This is a genomic window from Micromonospora sp. NBC_00821, assembly GCF_036347035.1.
GTDB classification, from domain to species: domain Bacteria; phylum Actinomycetota; class Actinomycetes; order Mycobacteriales; family Micromonosporaceae; genus Micromonospora; species Micromonospora hortensis.
In genome coordinates, this window is record NZ_CP108880.1 from 801,469 (window position 1) to 818,799 (window position 17,331).

Sequence of the window (17,331 nt, forward strand, 5' to 3'; positions counted from 1 at the left end):
GCCGATCTGACCAGGGAGGATGGTCCCCGTGCCACGCGGAGAACTGCGCATCTATCTCGGTGCCGCCCCCGGCGTCGGGAAGACGTACGCCATGTTGGAGGAGGCCCAGCGGCGGGCCGCGCGCGGCACCGACGTGGTGATCGGTTTCGTGGAGACCCACGGCCGTCAACACACCGCCGCGATGCTCGGCGACCTGGAGCAGGTGCCCCGCCGGACCATTGACTACCGCGGCGCGGCGTTCACCGAGATGGACCTGGACGCGGTGCTGGCCCGCCGGCCACAGATCGCTGTCGTCGACGAGCTGGCACACAGCAACGTGCCCGGTTCCCGGCACGACAAGCGCTGGCAGGACATCCAGGAGCTGCTCGACGCGGGGATCGACGTGCTGTCCACTGTCAACGTGCAGCACCTGGAGTCGGTGAACGACGTCGTCGCGCAGATCACCGGCACCACCCAGCGGGAGACAGTGCCGGACGAGATCGTCCGCGCCGCCGAGCAGGTCGAGCTTGTCGACATGACCCCGGAAGCGCTGCGGCGGCGGATGGCGCACGGCAACATCTACCGACCCGACAAGATCGACGCCGCGTTGGGCAACTACTTCCGGGTCGGCAACCTCACCGCGCTGCGCGAGCTGGCGCTGCTCTGGCTGGCCGACAAGGTCGACGAACAGCTCGACCGCTACCGCAGCCAGCAGGGGATCGCTGCCACCTGGGAGGCCCGGGAACGGGTAGTGGTCGCGCTGACCGGTGGCCCGGAGGGTGAGACGCTGATCCGTCGGGCGGCCCGGGTCGCGGCCCGCAGCAAGGGCGCCGACCTGCTCGCCGTGCACGTGGCCCGCAGCGACGGCCTGGCCGGTGCCGACCCGGCCCAGTTGGCCCGGCAACGAGTGCTGGTGGAGAGCCTCGGCGGCACGTACCACCAGGTGCTCGGCACCGACGTGCCGGCCGCGCTGCTGGACTTCGCTCAGGGCGTGAACGCCACCCAGTTGGTGCTCGGAGCCAGCCGGCGGGGTCGCCTCGCGCAGATCTTCGCCAGAGGCGTCGGGGTGACCACCACAGCGCTGTCCGGCTCGATCGACGTGCACCTGGTCACCCACAAGCAGGCCGGCAAGGGCCGCCGGGCGGCGGCGGTACCGGCGGCGCTGTCCCGACGCCGCCGGCTGCTTGGCTTCGGCCTGGCGGTGCTGGGCATGCCGCTGCTCACAGTGCTGCTGAAGACCCTGCCGGACCTGACGCTGACGAACGACATCCTGCTGTTCCTCGCCGGGGTCGTCGGGGTCGCGCTGGTCGGTGGGGTGTGGCCGGCCCTGGTCGCCGCGCTCGGCGGCTCGCTGCTGCTCAACTGGTTCTTCACCCCGCCCTTCCGCACGCTGACCATCGCCGAGGCGGACAATCTGCTCGCCCTGGCCGTCTTCGTCGGGGTGGCCCTCGCGGTGAGCTGGATCGTCGACGTGGCCGCCCGTCGTACCCGGGAAGCCGCGCGGGCCGCCGCCGACGCGCAGACCCTCGCCGCCGTCGCCGGTGGCGTGCTGCGCGGCGAACGTCCGCTGCCCGCCCTGCTGGATCAGCTCCGGGAAACGTTCGGGCTCCGCGCGGTGAGCGTGCTGGAGTTGGCCGAGGAGGCCAGCGGGCGACCGGAGCGGGCCCGCGAGGAGCACGCCTGGTGTGTGGTGGCCAGCGTCGGCGAGCAGCCGGCCTGCACGCCCGACGCTGGCGAGACGGCGGTACCGGTCGACGACCGGATCACCGTCGTGCTCAGCGGCCGGCGGTTGGAGGCCGCCGACCGGCGGATCGTCGAGGCGTTCGCCGCCCAGGCCGCCGTCGCGCTGCGACAGGAACGGCTCGCCCAGGAGGCCGCCACCGCCCGGCCCCTCGCCGCCGCCGACCGGATGCGCACCGCGCTGCTCGCGGCGGTCAGCCACGACCTGCGTACGCCACTGGCGTCCGCGAAGGCGGCAGTGACCAGCCTGCGCAGCCACGACATCGAGTTCGACGAGTCCGACCGCGAGGAGTTGCTGGAGACCGCCGAGGAGTCACTGGACCGTCTCGCCCGGCTGGTCGGCAACCTCCTGGACATGAGCCGGCTCCAGGCGGGCGTGCTGGGCATCTCGGCGACAGCGATCGGCCTGGAGGACGCCGTACCCCTGGCGTTGGACGAACTTGGCCCGGTGGCCGCGACGGTCGGCACGGACATCCCGGCCGACCTGCCGGCCGCCACCGCCGACCCGGGCCTGCTGGAACGGGTGCTTGTCAACATCGTCGCCAACGCGCTGCGCTACAGCCCGCCGGACCAACCGCCCACGATCACCGCCAGCGCCCACGCCGGTCAGGTGGAGCTGCGGGTGATCGACCGGGGGCCGGGCATCCCGGAAGATCAGTGGGAGCACGTCTTCCTGCCGTTCCAACGTCTCGGCGACCGGGACAACCAGACGGGTGTCGGTCTCGGTCTTGCCCTGTCCCGGGGGTTGGCCGAGGCGATGGGTGGCAGCATCACCCCGGAGACCACCCCCGGCGGTGGGCTCACCATGGTGCTGCGGCTGCCCGCCGCGCCGACCAGCTCGGAGGGGCCGCAGGAATGACGCGCATCCTGGTCGTCGACGACGAACCGCAGATCCTGCGCGCCCTGCGGATCAACCTGCGCGCCCGCCGGTACGACGTGGACGTCGCCGGCACCGGGGCCGCCGCGTTGAAGGCCGCCGCCAGCCACCCGCCCGACCTGGTGGTGCTGGACCTCGGCCTGCCCGACATCGACGGCGTGGAGGTGATCCGGGGCCTGCGCGGGTGGACCACAGTGCCGATCATCGTGCTCTCCGGCCGGGCCGGCAGCGAGGACAAGGTCGCGGCGCTGGACGCGGGCGCCGACGACTACGTCACCAAGCCGTTCGGGGTGGAGGAACTGCTGGCCCGCATCCGCGCGGTGACCCGCCGCCTGGGCGCGCCCAGCGAAGCGGTGCCGGCTCTGCGGATCGGCCAGCACACAGTCGACCTGGCCGACCACAGCGTGCTGCGTGACGACGGCACCGAGGTCAAGCTGACCCCCATCCAGTGGAGCGTGCTGGAGAAGCTGCTGCGCCACCCCGGCAAGCTGGTCAGCCAACGTCAGCTCCTCCAGGACGTGTGGGGGCCGGAGTACCAGAACGAGACCAACTACCTGCGGCAGTACCTGGCCCAGCTGCGACGCAAGCTGGAGGACGACCCGGCCCGCCCCCGCCACCTCATCACCGAGCCGGGAATGGGTTACCGCTACCGGCCGTGAACCGTTGACACCCGCCCGCAGAGATTGAAGAATTTCTTTCGCAGCGGCAGCGGCGTGCTTCTGTAACCGTCCCCTTCACCGGTTACCCCTCGGGAGCTCCGCCGTGTCCCTGCCCCTGCCCCTGTCCCGTCGTCGGCTGCTCGTCGCCGGCGGCGCCGGCCTCGTCCTGGCCGGTCTCACCGACCCGTTCCGGGCCGGCCCCGCCCGGGCCGCCGTCACCACCGCCGACCTTGTCGTCTACGGCGCCACCTCCGGCGGGCTGGCCGCGGCGATCACCATGCGCCGGCTCGGCCACACCGCAGTGGTGGTGGAGCCCACCGGTCACGTCGGCGGGCTGAGCACGGCAGGGCTGGGCGCCACCGACACCGGCGTCCAGGCGTCCATCGGCGGGCTGGCCGCCGAGTTCTACCGCCGGGTGTACGTGAAGTACCACGGCGGAACCCTCACGCCGACGTCGCCGCTGCGGATGACCTTCGAACCGCGCGTCGCCACCGCCGTCTTCGCCGAGATGCTGGCCGAGGCGGGCGTCCCGGTGGTCGTCGACGCCCGGCTGGCCGGCCTGGGCCGAACCGGGAACCGGATCACCGAGCTGCGCACCGAGGACGGGTCGATCTACCGGGGCGGGGTGTTCGTCGACGCCACCTACGAGGGCGATCTGCTGGCCATGGCCGGGGTGGGGTTCACCGTCGGGCGGGAGTCCAACGACACCTACGGCGAGACGATCAACGGGGTGCAGTCGCGCAACACCCACCAGTTCGCCTACCCCGTCGACCCGTACGTGACGGCCGGCTCGCCCGCCAGTGGGTTGCTGCCGGGCATCTCCGCCACCCCGCTCGCCCCGCAGGGCAGCGGCGACGACAAGATCCAGGCGTACTGCTTCCGGATGTGCCTGACCCAGGCGGCCAACCGGATCCCGTTCGGCAAACCGTCCGGGTACGACCCGATCCGGTACGAGCTGCTGCTGCGGCACATCCAGGCCGGTTACACCGGGCCGTACTTCACCACCCACTCGGTCGGCGGCGGGAAGACCGACTCCAACAACAACGGCGCCGTGTCGACCGACAACATCGGCTTCAACTACGCGTACCCGACGGCGAGCTGGGCCACGCGCGAGAGCATCATCGCCGAGCACCGCACCTACCAGCAGGGGCTGATGTGGTTCCTGGCCAACGACCCCCGACTGCCGGCGTCGGTCCGCGACTCGACGGCCCGGTGGGGGCTGCCGGTGGACGAGTTCACCGGCACCGGCGGCTGGCCACCGATGCTCTACATCCGCGAGGCACGCCGGATGATCTCCGCGTACGTGATGACCGAGGCCGACTGTCGGGGCCGGGTACGCGCCACCGACTCCGTGGGCCTGGCCAGCTACACGATGGACTCGCACAACTGTCAGCGGGTGGTCGTCGACGGCAGGGTGCGCAACGAGGGAGACGTGCAGATCGGCGTGCCGGCGCCGTACCCGGTGAGCTACCGCGCGATAGTGCCGCACCAGGCGCAGTGCGCCAACCTGCTGGTGCCGGTCTGTCTCTCGGCGAGTCACATCGCGTACGGCTCGATCCGGATGGAACCCGTGTTCATGATCCTCGGGCAGGCCGCTGCCACAGCGGCGTCCCTGGCGCTCGCCGGGAACCTCGCCGTGCAGGCCGTCTCCGTGCCCACCCTGCAGACCCGGCTGCGCCAGGACGGCGCGGTGCTGGAGTGGGGCTCCACCAGCGAGGTGATCCTGGACAACGCCGCGTCCAGCGGCATCACCAGGGCCGGAACGTGGCTGCGCAGCACCAGCATCGGCGGCTACTACGGCCCGGACTACGAGCACGACGGCAACACCGCCAAGGGCGTCAACCGGCTGCGGTTCCGCCCTTCACTGCCCGCCTCCGGGTCGTGGACAGTGCAGTTGCGCTGGACCGCAGACCCGAACCGCGCGACGAACGTGCCGGTGGACATCGCGTACTCCGGGGGGTTGGTCACCCGGACGGTCAACCAGCGACAGTCGGGCGGTCAGTGGGTGCCGTTGGGCACCTATCAGTTCACTGCGGGCAGCGACGGAAGCGTGCTGATCCGCACCGAGGACACCGACGGCCACGTGGTCGCGGACGCGGTGCGTTTCGTACGCGCCTGACCGGAGGCGGGTGCCGGGTCGACCCGGTCAAGTGGCGGGGCCACCAGCAGCGGGTCGACCTGGATCACCGAGATGCCGAGCGGGCGCAGCATCCCCCGCAGTGCGGGTTCGCACAGCTCCTCCCACTGCTGCTCCGCGCCCATCGCGGCGACCAGTAACTCCGGTCGGGTGAAGGCGATGCCCACCCGTTGCCCCTGCGGCGAACTGCCGGTCCGCACCGTCCGTATCAGCCGTCCCGGCAGGTCGCGCACCGGAACGGCGAAGATCATCGGGGCCTCGTCCATCGTCGGGTTGGTCCTTTCCACACGTGTCGCGAGAGCGGCAGTCACCGGCGGCGGCGCCAGGGCACTGGTCATCGGCTGAATCGTTCGAGGTCGCGGGCGAAGCGGCGGATCGTCGCGGCCCGTGCCCAGGTCGGCGCGGGCACCGCGACGACCGGCACGGCCGCACGGGTCACGCAGTATCGGGTGACGTGGCCACGGGACCGGCCGAACCGGCCGCGATCCGGGCTGCCGACGACCAGCAGATCGGAATCGCGGTGCGCGTGGTCGACAAGCACCTGCCCGGCGTACCCCTGAGTGGCCACCAGCCGCACTGTCACGTCCCGGGGCAGGCCACCGAGCGCCGCGTCGAAGACGCCACGCAGGTAGACCAGGGCCGCCCGGTCGCACTCGTCCTGCCACCGCCAGGTCAGGGTGCCAGGCCGCCACGTCGGCGCGAAGACCCAGGCGCGGACGGCGTCCACCTGCGCGCCGTCGCGGCGGGCCAGTCCCATCGCCCGGCGCAGCGCCTGCATCCCGGCGAACGAGCGGTCGACTCCCACCACGATCCGGTGAACACCAGTGCGGCGGTTCATGCGGCGGACCGCACCCAGGCCGGACTTTCCTTTGCGGTACGCGGGTCGGTCGGCCTGGTCAGGTCGAGCGCGCGCAGGATGTAGTTGGCCTCCGCCACCTCCACCCCGGCGCGCAGGCGCAGGTCGGCCACGGCGCGGTGCAGCACGGTGATGCTGTCGGCGGAGAGGCGGACCACCGCGTCGACGTCGGCGGCGATCCACCACGCCGCGACCGCGCACGGCTCGCGCCGCAGGTACTCCACCAGGTGACTACCGGGCGCGGACGGACCGAGCCGGACGCTGACCAGCGCCTCGTGCCGCCGCTCCGGCTCGTCCGCTCCTGTCACGGGCTCGCCGGGATCGCTGGCCGTGTCGGTACCGGGTGGCGGCTCGCCGCGTTCCCAGCGTGTCATCCGCCAAGGACTCATGGACCCATCGTCACCACCGCGCGACTGCGGAACACCGGTCGATACGCGGTTTCGACGGGCCACCGCCATTTCTTGACGCCGCGTTCACGGCGGACGCCCAGTCAGTTGCCGGGGTACTCGACGCCCACCAGCCGCTCCGAGGCGGCCCAGAGCCGGGCGGCGTCGTCGGTATTGCGCGCCGAGCGGTAGACGGTCAACTCGGTTGGTGCGCCGGTGAACTGGCCCAGACCGTCCGGGCCGTAGAACCGGCCGCCCTGCGCCTGCGGGCTGGTGGCCGCGTACAGGGCAGGAAGCAGCCCAGCATCCACCGAATGCACCAGGATCCCCCAGTGGGCCAGTCGACCCATGATCGAGTGGTGCAGCGAGGGGCGGCTGCGGCCCAGATTGGGGCCGGACGCGTACAGGTTGGTCATGGTGGTGCCCGGGTGGGCGACATTGCTCACGATGCCCCAGTCACCGGCCTGACTGCGCCGGTCGAGTTCCAGCCCGAAGTGCAGGGTGGCCAGCTTCGAGGCGTTGTAGGCGCGGATCGGCGCGTACCTGCGGTTGCTCTGGAGGTCGCCCCAGTCCAGCCGGCCGGAGCGGGCGGCGCTGCTCGACATCGTGGTGACGCGGGCCTGCCCCGCCCGGAGCAGCGGCAGCAGCCGTCCGGTCAACGCGAAGTGGCCGAGGTGGTTGGTGCCGAACTGGAGCTCGAAGCCCTCTGCGGTGGCATGTCGGGTGGGAGGGGTCATCACGCCCGCGTTGTTGATGAGAAGGTGGATCGGTCGGCCCTCGCCGAGCAGCGTGTCGGCCAGCGCGGCCACCGACCCCAGCGAGGCGAGGTCCAGCGGCCGGGTCGACACGACGGCACCCGGCGCGGCGGCCCGGACGGCCTCCAGCGCGGTGGCGCCCTTGGCCGGGTTGCGGACTGGCAGCACCACCTCGGCACCGGCGCGCGCCAGCCGGGTGGCCAGGCCGAGACCCAGCCCGTCGCTGCCGCCGGTCACCACGGCGAGCTTTCCGGTCAGTTCTGGAACGGTCAGGTCGAGCACGACAACCCCCAGGTCAACGGTGTCCTTCATTGGTCGCCACCAACACTGGGTCAGACTTCGGCCACCGCCCAGGGTGGTCTTGTCCAGGGATCGGTAGTCCCTGCCTGACGGACCGGTGCCGGACTCGCCGGCCCGGCGAGTAACGTTCCGAACGGACCAAGATCGGCGTACGAGGAGGCACGGTGCTGACGACGACGGTGGACATCCCGACCGGTGACGGAGTGGCGGACGCGAGTCTGACCCGACCGGACGGCGACGGCCCGTTCCCGGCGGTGCTGCTCTTCATGGACGCCTTCGGGCCGCGCCCGCGCCTGGTCGAGATGGCCGAGCGAATCGCCGCCCGGGGCTACCTGGTGTTGACGCCTCACCTGTTCTACCGGGCCGGTCGGGCACCTCTGTTCGACCTGTCCCGGCTCGGCGAGGCCGACCAGCGCGGCGCGCTCTTCGAGAAGATCATGCCGTTGGTCGGCGCGTTGACCCCCGAGGTGATCAGCCGGGACACCGCCGCGTTCCTCGACTTCCTGGCCGCCCGCGACGACGTCCGACCGGGTCCGGTCGCCATCACCGGTTACTGCATGGGCGGCACGAACGCGCTGCGGGCCATCGAGGCGCACCCGGACCGCATCGCCGCGATCGCCAGCTTCCACGGCGGGCGGATCGTCACCGAGGCGCCGGACAGCCCACACCGGGGCGTCGCCTCGATCACCGGCGAGGTGTACTTCGGGCACGCCGACGCCGACCAGTCGATGACGCCCGAGCAGATCGCCGCGCTGGAGGAGGCGCTCGACGCCGCCGGAGTGCGCTACCGCTCCGAGGTCTACGCCGGGGCGCACCACGGCTACACCATGGCCGACACCCCGGCGTACGACGAGCAGGCCACCGAACGTCACTGGGCCGCCCTGTTCGACCTCCTGAACCGCACCCTGCCCGTCAGCTGACCCGCTGTGCCCCCGCTCCGCGATCTTGCACTTTGTGTCGTCGAATTGCCGGCTTAGACCTGCTTTGTCGCGACAGAATCTGCAAGATCGGCGCGAAACTGCGCTGACGGGCGCGACGGCCGCTCAGCGGCGCAGCAGCACCGGGCCGGCGTCGATGCGGGTGCGGAACAGCGCGTACGGCTTGCGCCGAAGATCCTTGCCCCGCTGGTACTGCGGCTGCCGGTGCAGTTGGTTGGCGGTCACGTAGAGGTACCCGTCGGTGGCCACCGACATGGTGTCCGGCCAGAGCAGTCGCGGGTCGTGCACCAGCGTCTCGTACTCGCCGTCGGGCAGTCGACGCAGCACCGCGTTGTGCTCGTACGCGGTGAGGTAGAGCCGCCCCGCGTCGTCGCTCTCCAACCCGTCCGAGGCGGTGCCCCGGTCGCCCTCGTCGACGACAGTCGCGGCGACCGCCTCCTGGGTGACGCCCGGGTCGGCCAGCGCCTCGGTGGACACGCTGTGCAGTCGTCGGGACGCCAGCGGGCAGTAGTAGAGCCGATCGCCGTCGGCGGAGATGGCGATGCCGTCGGAGCCCATGCTCACCGGCTTCGGCGGGCCGTCGGCCGGCCGTTCGAGGAACGGTCGGCCCTCCACCACCGGCCGGAACGACGTCAGCGGCTCCGCCTTGGTGGACGGGTGGTCGTGCAGCCGCCGCCAGGAGGCCCCGCTGGCCAGGTCCACCACGATGATCCCGTTGGGCCCGGAGTCGGCGGAGTCGGTGATGTACGCGACCCCCGCCTCGCCCCGCCGCAGGTCGAAGCGGACGTCATTGAGGTACGTCGTCGGCAGCGCCACGTCCGTCGGGAAGGTGATCACCTGGGCGACCGTGTCGGTGTCCAGGTCGATCCGGACCAGTTTGGGGCCGCCCGGCTTGGTGGGCTGGAACATCGGGCTGCCGGTGTCGAGCACCCAGAGCCGGTCGGCCGGGTCCACCACGATGCTCTGCACCGAGACGAACGCGCCCGCGTCGTCGTCGCCGGACGGGTCGTTCCAGGCCTGGTCGGGGTAGGGCATCTCCTGACCGTCGCGCAGCTCGACGACTGTGGCCGGCACCTCGTCGCCCCACTTGGGGAAGTTGACGAAGATCCGGCCCCGGTGCGAGACGCTCACCCCGGTCGGCATCGGGCCGGTGAAGGTGTGCACCAGCTCCAGTTCGCCCATCGGCTCGTCGCCGACCGGCCCGTTCATGACGTCCGCCCCACGGTGCTCATCGGCTCGCTCCCTACCGGTCGGCTGTTACGGCGCTTCGGTGCGGTTGTTCCCGCCCTGGCGTCCGGTATGCCTCCGATCAGCTCGCTGGCGCGCCGGCCCGCGCTGCGGGCAGGCCGGGCACCGGGACGTCCACAGCGAGTAGCGCGCCGTCCTGCGGACCCGCCGAGTCCAGCCCCACCCGGGCCGTGCCGATGAAGAGTCGCCGCAGGTCGGGGCCGCCCAGGCAGATGCCGGCCGGCTGCCTGGCCGGCAGTCGGATCTCCCGGTCGAGGGTGCCGTCGGGCCGGTAACGGCGTACCGCGGAGCCGCCCCACAACGCGATCCAGAGGTGGTCGGCCGCGTCGAGCGTCATGCCGTCCGGCCCGCCGTCGGCGGGGGACAACCGCAGGAACGGCTCCCGCCCGCTCAGGTCACCGGTGGCGGGGTCGACGGTGAACCGGTCGATCTCGCCGCGCGGGGTGTCGGCCAGGTACATCGTGGTGCCGGTCGCGTCGAACGCCGGCCCGTTGGGGATGGTCAGCCCGGTCACCGCGGGGACCGGCTCGGCGCCGGGGGTGAGGCGGAACAGGGTGCCCCCGCCGGGCACCATCGCGTACGTCATGCTGCCGGCCCAGAAGCGGCCGTGCGGGTCGGCGACCGCGTCGTTCATCCGGGTCGGCTCGGGCGCGTCGGCGACCAGTTCGGCGACCGGTCGGGGGTCGCCGGTGGCGGGCAGCACCGCGACGCCGGTCCCGGCGGCGGCCAGCCATTCACCGGGTCGGTCGGTCACCGGGGCGACAGCGCCGAGCGGCACGTCGAGGTGGCGTAGCTCCCGCAGCGGGTTCGGGGCGTCGCCGTCGGTCTCCAACAGCCGCCCGGCCAGCAGGTCGACGAGGACCAGTCGGTCGTCGACCCAGCGCAGGCCCTCACCCAACTCCAGCCGGTCGGTGCTCCAGACGGTCGGCTCGGTCAGCTCCATGGTGCTCCTCCAAAGGGTCGTCAGCGGACCGTACCGCCGGGGCCGTGGTCGAGCAGCGCCAGCTCGGCCCGGTCGGGCAGGCCCTCCCAGTCGCCCCGGGTGGCGACAGCGAACGCGCCGGTGGTGACGGCCCGGTCCAGTCGGGCCGACGCGTCGACGCCGTCGAGCCAGCCGGAGAGCAGCCCGGCGACGAAGGCGTCGCCCGCGCCGACGGTGTCCACCACCGACACCGTCCGGGCTGGACGGTGAATGGCACCGGTCGCGCTGTGGCTGGTCGCTCCATCGGCACCGTGCTTGACCACGACCTCGGTGACGCCGGCCGAGAGTAGCGCCGAGGCCGGATCGGTCGCATCGGTCAGCACCGCCAACTCGTCGTCGGAGGCGACCACCAGGTCGATCGAGGGCAGCAGCGGGCGCAGCGCGGCGGCGGCCTCGGCGACCGACCACAGCCGGTTGCGGTGGTTGACGTCCAGGCAGATCGTGCTGCCGGCGACGCGGGCGCGCCGCACGGCCTCCACCACCGCCTGGTACGGCTCGGCGCCGAGCGCGCAGGTGATGCCGGTGACGTGCAGCAGCCGGGGTGGTGACCCGGGCGCGTCGAAGGCCCGGGTCACGTCGGCCGGGCCCAGCCGCGAGCCGGCCGACCCGGCGCGGTGGTAGGTGACCCGGTTGATGTCGGCGACCCGATTCTCGAAGAGGATCAGGCCGGTGGGGGCGGTCGCGTCGACCCGGGACCAGGTCAGGTCGACACCCTCGGCGCGCAGCGTACGGCGGACCAGCTCACCGGGCTCGTCGGCGCCGGTGACGCCGACCCAGGCGGCCCGGTGGCCGAGCCGGGCCACGCCGATCGCCACGTTCGACTCGGATCCGGCGACGGAGATTGCGGCGGTGCCGCCCAGTCGCAGTGGGCCGGTGGTGCGGAACGCCGCCATCGTCTCGCCGAGGGTGAGCAGGTCGGTCATGGCCGGACCGCCGCGAGGAAGGCTGCGGCGCGCTCGCGCAGCGCCGTCGTGTCGCCGCCTCGGACGGCGTCGCCGAGCAGCGGCGAACCGACGCCGACGGCTGTCGCGCCCCGGTCGAGGTAGCGCCGAGCACCGTCGGCGTCGACACCACCGACCGGCACGAACGCGGTACCGGGGAACGGGTCGCGCAGGGCGCCGAGGTAGTCGGGCCCGCCAAGTGAGGCAGGGAAGAGCTTGATCGCGGTGGCCCCGCCGTCGTTGGCCCGCACCACCTCGGTGGGGGTGAGGGCGCCGGCGAGCACCGGCAGCCCGAGCCGGCCGCCCTCGGCGAGGCTCGCCGCGATGGCCGGGGTGACCAGGAAACCGGCGCCCGCGTCGGCCGCCGCGCGGGCGTCCTCGACGCTGAGCACGGTGCCGGCGCCCAGGGCGAAGTCGGGCCCGAGGGCGGCCCGGGCGCGGCGGATGACACCGAGCGCGTCGGCGCTGGTCATCGAGACCTCGACCAGTGCGACGCCGCTCTCGGCCACTGTGAGTACGGCGGTCAGCGCGGCGTCCGGGTCCGGGCCGCGCACGATGGCCAACAGTCGATGGGTACGCAGCTCGTCGAGCAGGTTCATTCCGGTGTCCTCAGTGGTCGCGGTGGGCGGAGATGGTGAGTCGCCAGGTGACCTCGCCGGTGGGCGGGACGACCGCCGCGTCGGAGGGGCCGGCGTCGGCCAGGTCGAAGGCCGCGCCGAGCATCGGTTCGATGCCGACGCTGCGGTAGGGGCCGTTCGCCGGCCAGCCGCCCAGGTTGCGCCAGAGGGCGGTGCCGCGGGGCTGGTCGGCGCACTCCAGCTCCAGAGTCAGCCGGTCGGCTCCGTCGATGACCTGGACCCGGGCGCAGTCGAGCAGCACCGCGCCGAGCGCCGTCCCGTCGTCCCTGCCGAACGTGTCCAGCGTCAGCCCGGCCGGGGCCGGCCACGGCCCGGTCAACCATGGCTCGCCGGCGGGCCAGCCGCCCGGTGGCAGGAGCGCGGCGGCCTCCGGGTGCAGCCGGGTCGGGGTGCCGGCGGGCGCGTCGAGGCGGGCGGCGGGGGAGAGGTCGAGCAGGGCGTGCGCGGCCCAGACGAACCGGTACCCGGGGTCGGCGGCCAACAGGTAGTCGGCCGCCACCACGCCGGCGGAGTCGGTGATCCGGCGGGTGAGGGTGAACGTCGGCCGCTCGAGGACCGCGGTGCCGGGGCCGCCGTCGCGCCACGGCCGCGACCACACCTCGCCGTGGTCGGGCTCGCCGCGCACTGTGGGCAGGCACTCCTCCAGACCGCCGGCGTCGACGAACGCGCCGTCGGGGCGTACCTCGTGCCGGCCGGGTTCCGGGCCACGCCACAGCCACTCCCGGCCGCCGCCGCGCAGACTCGTCCACCGACCGCCGTGCGCCGCGTCGTACGCCACTCGCAGGGCCACCGGCCGCGTGCCGGTCACCACTCGGCGAAGGACCCGTCGGCGTGCTGCCAGACCGGGTTGCGCCAGGCGTGTGGGGTCTGGGCGGCCTTGCGGACCGCCGTCTCGTCGACGGTGATGCCCAGACCGGGCCGGTCGAGGCGGGCGATGTGCCCGTCCACGAACCGGAACGGCTCCGGGTCGATCAGGTAGTCCAGCAACTCCGAGCCGGCGTTGTAGTGGATGCCGATGCTCTGCTCCTGGATCAGGAAGTTCGGCGTCGCGAAGGCCACCTGGAGGCTGGCCGCCAGGGAGATCGGGCCGAGCGGGCAGTGCGGGGCGAGCAGCGCGCCGTACGTCTCGGCCAGCGCGGCGATCCGGCGGACCTCGGAGATCCCACCGGCGTGCGACAGGTCCGGTTGAACCACGGCGACCCCGGCCTGCAACGGGCCGAGGAACTCGGACCGACCGTAGAGCCGCTCGCCGGTGGCCACCGGAATGGGCGTGCTGGCGACGATGTCGCGCAGGTGGTGAGCCTGGTCCGGCAGGACCGGCTCCTCCACGAAGAACGGGCGCAGGGCGGCCAGCTCGGGCAGGATCCGGCGGACGGCGGCCATTCCGGCGCGACCGTGGAAGTCCACGGCGATGTCCCGGTCGGGGCCGAGCACCTCACGGGCGGCGGCCACCCGGCCGATGACCGCGTCCACCTCGGCCGAGGTGGGGATCGGCGAGAGTCGGCCGCAGGCGTTCATCTTGACCCCGGTGAGGCCGGCGGCGACCTGCGCGGCGGCGGCGTCGGCCACCTCGCCGGGTTCGTCCCCGCCGATCCACGAGTAGATCCGTACCCGGTCGCGTACGTGCCCGCCGAGCAGCGCGTGCACCGGCGCGCCGTACGCCTGCCCGGCGATGTCCCAGAGCGCCTGGTCGAGGCCGGCGACCGCGCTGGAGAGGATCGGGCCGCCCCGGTAGAAGCCGCCCTTGGTGAGCACCTGCCAGTGCTGTTCGATGCGCAGGGGGTCCGCACCGATCAGATACTCGGAGAGCACCTCGACGGCGCCGCGCACCACCTCGGCGCGGCCCTCGACCACCGGCTCACCCCACCCGACCAGCCCGTCGTCGGTCTCCACCCGGCAGAACAACCACCGTGGCGCGACCAGGAAGGTCTCGATCCGCTCGATCTTCACTGACTGCCCCTTCGTCCCCGTGCCTTCTCGACGTCGCGGACGGCCTTGTCCAGCAACTGACGCATAGCGGTCTCGGCCGCCGTCTCGTTCCGGTCGCGCAGCGCGTCGACCACCGCGCGGTGGCTGGGTACCGGGTCGTCGTGGGGGCTGCCACCGTGCACCAGCCGGTCCCGTTCGGCGAGCCCGGTCTCCATCACCACCTCCATCCGCTCCAGCAGCTCGTTGTGGGTGGCGGTGAGCAGCGCGCGGTGGAAGGCGAGGTCGGCGGCGATGGCGGCGGCGGGATCACCGTTGGCCTGGGCCATCTCGGCCAGCGCCCGGTCGAGGGCGGTCAGGTCGTCCTCGGTGGCGCGGGTGGCGGCCAGCCGTGCGGCGGCCGGCTCGATGATGGCGCGCACCTCGTGCAGTTGGTCGAGCAACCGCTGGTCGGTGCCCTCGGCGAACTGCCAGCGGATCACGTCACCGTCGAGCAGGTTCCAGTCCGCACGGGGTCGGACGAAGGTGCCGCGCTTCTGTCGGGCGTCGACGATGCCCTTGGCCGAGAGGACCTTCAGCGCCTCGCGGAGCGCGGTGAGGCTGACGTCGAACTCCTCCTGCAACGCGACGATGTTCAGCGTCGCGCCGGCGGCGATCTCGCCGGTGAGGATGCGACGGGCGATCGCTTCGACGGTCTGCCCGTGGACGCCGCGGCGTGCGTACTGTGCCAATGCTCCTGGCCTTTTCGCTGGTCGGTATCGATCTCTCAGGCCGAGGCTTTCACCGCTGTCCAGCCACCGTCCACCACGAGGCTCGCGCCGGTGACGTACGCGGCGTCCGGCGAGGCGAGGAAGGCGACGGTGGCGGCCACCTCGTCCGGTGTGCCGAAGCGCTTCGCTACGGTCTCCGCGATGCTGCGCTGGCGGTCCTCTTCGGACACGTCGGCCCAGGCGGCGGTGAGGATCGGCCCGGGCAGCACCGTGTTGACCCGGACCTGTGGGCCGTACTCGACGGCGAGTTGGCGGCCGAGCGCGACCAGGCCACCCTTGGCCGCGGCGTACGCGGGCCGGCCGGGCAACCCGACCAGCGCGTGCACCGAGGAGATCAGCACCACCGCGCCCGAGCGTGCCCGCAGGTCGTCAAGGCAGGCGCGGACGCCGAGGAACGAGCCGGTGAGGCTGACGCCGAGCTGGTGGTCCCAGGACTGCCGGCTGGTTTCGTGCGCCGGGGCGACCCGCACGGCGTACGCGGTGCTGACCAGGATGTCGACCGGGCCGAGGCGGTCCCGTACGGCGCTCGCGGCGGCCGTCCAGTCGGCCTCGTCGCTGACATCGCCCACTACGGACAGTGCGCGGTCGCCTCGCCTGGTCAGTTCCTCGGCCAACGGTGCCGGGTCGGCCACGTCGAGCAGCGCGACCGCTGCCCCCTCGGCAGCGAGTCGCCGGGCGATGGCCGCACCGATCCCGCCCATCGCACCGGTGACCAGCGCGTTCTTGCCCTCAAGCCGGCGCATAAGCTGATCCACCTGGCCCTCGCCTTGGTCTCGTCTAATCATTAATTACGAAGATATCTTGACAGTCGGCGACGGCCGATGCAACCTTCTCGTCACAGCATTCACATGGTCGACACATCGCGCGGTGACGCTGAGTGTCGTAAAGGAAGGGATACCTCCGTGAGCGACTTCGACCCCGGTCGCCGGCGATTCCTTGGCCACCTTGGGCTCGCCGGCCTGGGCGCGCTCGGCGCCAGCTCGTTCCTCAGCGCGTGCGCCAGCTCCGCCAGTGGGCCGACCACGAGCAACGGCTCGGGCGCGATCACCATCCAGTCCAACCTCTCCTCGCCGCAGGCCAAGGCGGCGATGGAGAAGCTGATCGAGACGTTCAACGCGCAGGGCAAGGGCACGGCCAGTCTCAACACGATCGCCTCGGAGACCTTCCGGACCCAGCTGCCGACCTACCTGACCTCGGCCAACCCGCCGGACCTCTACACCTGGTACGCGGGCTCGGTCGCCAACGACTACGCCAGCAAGAACCTGCTGCTGGACGTCTCCGAGGTGTGGAAGTCACTGGACGACTACCCCCAGTCGTTGCGCACGCTCTCCACCGACGCCAGCGGCAAGCAGATCTTCGTGCCGATGAACAACTACTGGTGGGGCTTCTTCTACCGCAAGTCCAACTTCGCCAAGTGGGGCGTGCAGGAGCCGAAGACCTGGACCGAGTTCCTGGCGCTGTGCGAGACGCTGAAGAGCAAGGGCGTCCCGCCGATCGGCATCGGCCTCGGCGACACCCCGTGGGTGGCCTCGGCCTGGTTCGACTACCTGAACATCCGGATCAACGGCGCGCCGTTCCACCGCGAGCTGCTCGCCGGCAAGCAGCGCTTCGACGACCCGAAGGTCAAGGCGGTCTTCACCCGCTGGCGCGAGGCCCTGCCCTACTTCGACCCCAAGGGCAAGGCGTACCCGTTCCAGGAGGCGACCACCGCGCTGCTGGCCGGCAAGACCGGCATGTTCCTGATCGGCACGTTCTTCGCCGACGCCGCACCCAAGGACGCACTCGGCGACCTGGACTTCTTCCGGTTCCCGATCATCGACCCGGCGGTGCCGCTGGCCGAGGAGGCGCCGACCGACGGCTTCTTCGCCAGCGCGAAGACCGCCAACCCGACCGGCACCAAGGCCCTGCTCAGCTACCTCTCCGGGGTCGAGGCCCAGGAGGCGTACGTCAAGGCCAGCTCCGGCATCGTGCTGCCAGCCAACCCCAAGGCCAAGGCGTCGGACTCGCCGCTGGTGGTCAAGGGCAAGGCGATGCTGGACGAGGCCAAGGAGCTGACCCAGTTCTTCAACCGCGACTCCAGCGACGCGCTCCAGCCGACAGCGGACACCGCGCTGACCAAGTTCATCGACAAGCCGGACCAGATCGACGCGATCCTGCGGGAGTGGCAGGCCGGCGCCGAGAAGGTCTTCAAGGGCTGAC

17 protein-coding genes are annotated in these 17,331 nt (G+C 72.2%); 5 read left to right on the forward strand and 12 right to left on the reverse strand.

Annotated features, from left to right (window positions below; all coding sequences use genetic code 11):
* Positions 1-28: 28 nt before the first annotated feature.
* The 3 genes from OHB44_RS03790 (at position 29) to OHB44_RS03800 (ending at position 5,374) form a co-directional block, all read left to right on the forward strand.
* Positions 29-2,578, forward strand: a complete 2,550-nt coding sequence (locus tag OHB44_RS03790) for a sensor histidine kinase (RefSeq protein ID WP_330439629.1) — start codon at positions 29-31, stop codon at positions 2,576-2,578.
* Entirely contained in the window at positions 2,575-3,255 is a 681-nt protein-coding gene (locus OHB44_RS03795) for a response regulator (RefSeq protein WP_238683747.1), read from the forward strand. The genes OHB44_RS03790 and OHB44_RS03795 overlap by 4 nt, the downstream gene beginning before the upstream one ends.
* Before the next feature lie 103 nt (positions 3,256-3,358).
* Positions 3,359-5,374, forward strand: coding sequence for an FAD-dependent oxidoreductase (locus OHB44_RS03800; RefSeq protein WP_330439630.1), 2,016 nt, complete (start codon positions 3,359-3,361; stop codon positions 5,372-5,374).
* Here the strand turns inward: OHB44_RS03800 and OHB44_RS03805 are convergent.
* The 4 genes from OHB44_RS03805 to OHB44_RS03820 all read right to left on the reverse strand — a co-directional run bounded on the left by OHB44_RS03805 (position 5,278) and on the right by OHB44_RS03820 (position 7,701).
* Positions 5,278-5,730, reverse strand: a complete 453-nt coding sequence (locus OHB44_RS03805) for an SAV_915 family protein (RefSeq protein ID WP_330439631.1) — start codon at positions 5,728-5,730, stop codon at positions 5,278-5,280. The two genes, OHB44_RS03800 and OHB44_RS03805, sit on opposite strands and share 97 nt — an antisense overlap.
* Positions 5,727-6,230, reverse strand: a complete 504-nt coding sequence (locus OHB44_RS03810; protein ID WP_238683744.1) for a universal stress protein — start codon at positions 6,228-6,230, stop codon at positions 5,727-5,729. The genes OHB44_RS03805 and OHB44_RS03810 overlap by 4 nt, the downstream gene beginning before the upstream one ends.
* On the reverse strand, positions 6,227-6,637 hold the full coding sequence (locus OHB44_RS03815; protein WP_330439632.1) for a hypothetical protein: 411 nt from the start codon (positions 6,635-6,637) through the stop codon (positions 6,227-6,229). Before OHB44_RS03815 ends, OHB44_RS03810 begins: the two co-directional genes overlap by 4 nt.
* 101 nt (positions 6,638-6,738) lie before the next feature.
* Positions 6,739-7,701, reverse strand: coding sequence for an SDR family oxidoreductase (locus OHB44_RS03820; RefSeq protein WP_238683742.1), 963 nt, complete (start codon positions 7,699-7,701; stop codon positions 6,739-6,741).
* A 152-nt stretch (positions 7,702-7,853) separates the two neighbouring features.
* Here OHB44_RS03820 and OHB44_RS03825 point away from each other — a divergent pair, with 152 nt between their 5' ends.
* A complete protein-coding gene (locus OHB44_RS03825; RefSeq protein ID WP_330439633.1) occupies positions 7,854-8,609 on the forward strand; it encodes a dienelactone hydrolase family protein in 756 nt (251 codons plus the stop codon).
* Between the two features lie 123 nt (positions 8,610-8,732).
* Here the strand turns inward: OHB44_RS03825 and OHB44_RS03830 are convergent, their stop codons facing one another.
* From OHB44_RS03830 to OHB44_RS03865, 8 genes are all read right to left on the reverse strand, one after another.
* Positions 8,733-9,836 (reverse strand): major royal jelly family protein, encoded by a 1,104-nt coding sequence (locus tag OHB44_RS03830; RefSeq protein ID WP_238683740.1) that lies wholly within the window; start codon positions 9,834-9,836, stop codon positions 8,733-8,735.
* 100 nt (positions 9,837-9,936) lie between these two features.
* Positions 9,937-10,818 carry an SMP-30/gluconolactonase/LRE family protein gene (locus OHB44_RS03835; protein WP_330439634.1) on the reverse strand — a complete coding sequence of 294 codons (882 nt, stop codon included), beginning with the start codon at positions 10,816-10,818 and terminating at the stop codon, positions 9,937-9,939.
* 20 nt (positions 10,819-10,838) lie between these two features.
* Positions 10,839-11,780 carry a sugar kinase gene (locus OHB44_RS03840; protein WP_330439635.1) on the reverse strand — a complete coding sequence of 314 codons (942 nt, stop codon included), beginning with the start codon at positions 11,778-11,780 and terminating at the stop codon, positions 10,839-10,841.
* On the reverse strand, positions 11,777-12,397 hold the full coding sequence (locus OHB44_RS03845; protein WP_330439636.1) for a bifunctional 4-hydroxy-2-oxoglutarate aldolase/2-dehydro-3-deoxy-phosphogluconate aldolase: 621 nt from the start codon (positions 12,395-12,397) through the stop codon (positions 11,777-11,779). The genes OHB44_RS03840 and OHB44_RS03845 overlap by 4 nt, the downstream gene beginning before the upstream one ends.
* A gap of 10 nt (positions 12,398-12,407) precedes the next feature.
* The gene (locus tag OHB44_RS03850) at positions 12,408-13,247 is read right to left on the reverse strand and encodes a hypothetical protein (protein WP_330439637.1); all 840 of its coding nucleotides are present in this window, start codon (positions 13,245-13,247) and stop codon (positions 12,408-12,410) included.
* Positions 13,241-14,386 carry a galactonate dehydratase gene (gene dgoD, locus OHB44_RS03855; RefSeq protein ID WP_238683735.1) on the reverse strand — a complete coding sequence of 382 codons (1,146 nt, stop codon included), beginning with the start codon at positions 14,384-14,386 and terminating at the stop codon, positions 13,241-13,243. Before dgoD ends, OHB44_RS03850 begins: the two co-directional genes overlap by 7 nt.
* A complete protein-coding gene (locus OHB44_RS03860) occupies positions 14,383-15,093 on the reverse strand; it encodes a FadR/GntR family transcriptional regulator (RefSeq protein ID WP_330439638.1) in 711 nt (236 codons plus the stop codon). Before OHB44_RS03860 ends, dgoD begins: the two co-directional genes overlap by 4 nt.
* A 35-nt stretch (positions 15,094-15,128) precedes the next feature.
* Complete coding sequence (locus tag OHB44_RS03865) at positions 15,129-15,875, reverse strand: SDR family NAD(P)-dependent oxidoreductase (RefSeq protein ID WP_330439639.1); 747 nt, start codon at positions 15,873-15,875, stop codon at positions 15,129-15,131.
* A 159-nt stretch (positions 15,876-16,034) separates the two neighbouring features.
* On the opposite strand from OHB44_RS03865, the gene OHB44_RS03870 reads away from it, so the two are divergent.
* Positions 16,035-17,330 carry an ABC transporter substrate-binding protein gene (locus OHB44_RS03870; RefSeq protein ID WP_330439640.1) on the forward strand — a complete coding sequence of 432 codons (1,296 nt, stop codon included), beginning with the start codon at positions 16,035-16,037 and terminating at the stop codon, positions 17,328-17,330.
* The last annotated feature ends 1 nt before the right edge of the window (position 17,331 follow it).

What these genes read in the sequence shown, in the direction of transcription:
- OHB44_RS03815 (WP_330439632.1), bottom strand. Translation starts at nt 6,637, where the DNA reads ATGAGTCCTTGGCGGATGACACGCTGGGAACGCGGCGAGCCGCCACCC.
- OHB44_RS03830 (WP_238683740.1), bottom strand. Translation starts at nt 9,836, where the DNA reads ATGAACGGGCCGGTCGGCGACGAGCCGATGGGCGAACTGGAGCTGGTG.
- OHB44_RS03840 (WP_330439635.1), bottom strand. Translation starts at nt 11,780, where the DNA reads ATGACCGACCTGCTCACCCTCGGCGAGACGATGGCGGCGTTCCGCACC.
- OHB44_RS03845 (WP_330439636.1), bottom strand. Translation starts at nt 12,397, where the DNA reads ATGAACCTGCTCGACGAGCTGCGTACCCATCGACTGTTGGCCATCGTG.
- OHB44_RS03820 (WP_238683742.1), bottom strand. Translation starts at nt 7,701, where the DNA reads ATGAAGGACACCGTTGACCTGGGGGTTGTCGTGCTCGACCTGACCGTT.
- OHB44_RS03805 (WP_330439631.1), bottom strand. Translation starts at nt 5,730, where the DNA reads ATGACCAGTGCCCTGGCGCCGCCGCCGGTGACTGCCGCTCTCGCGACA.
- OHB44_RS03835 (WP_330439634.1), bottom strand. Translation starts at nt 10,818, where the DNA reads ATGGAGCTGACCGAGCCGACCGTCTGGAGCACCGACCGGCTGGAGTTG.
- OHB44_RS03795 (WP_238683747.1), top strand. Translation starts at nt 2,575, where the DNA reads ATGACGCGCATCCTGGTCGTCGACGACGAACCGCAGATCCTGCGCGCC.
- OHB44_RS03810 (WP_238683744.1), bottom strand. Translation starts at nt 6,230, where the DNA reads ATGAACCGCCGCACTGGTGTTCACCGGATCGTGGTGGGAGTCGACCGC.
- OHB44_RS03865 (WP_330439639.1), bottom strand. Translation starts at nt 15,875, where the DNA reads ATGCGCCGGCTTGAGGGCAAGAACGCGCTGGTCACCGGTGCGATGGGC.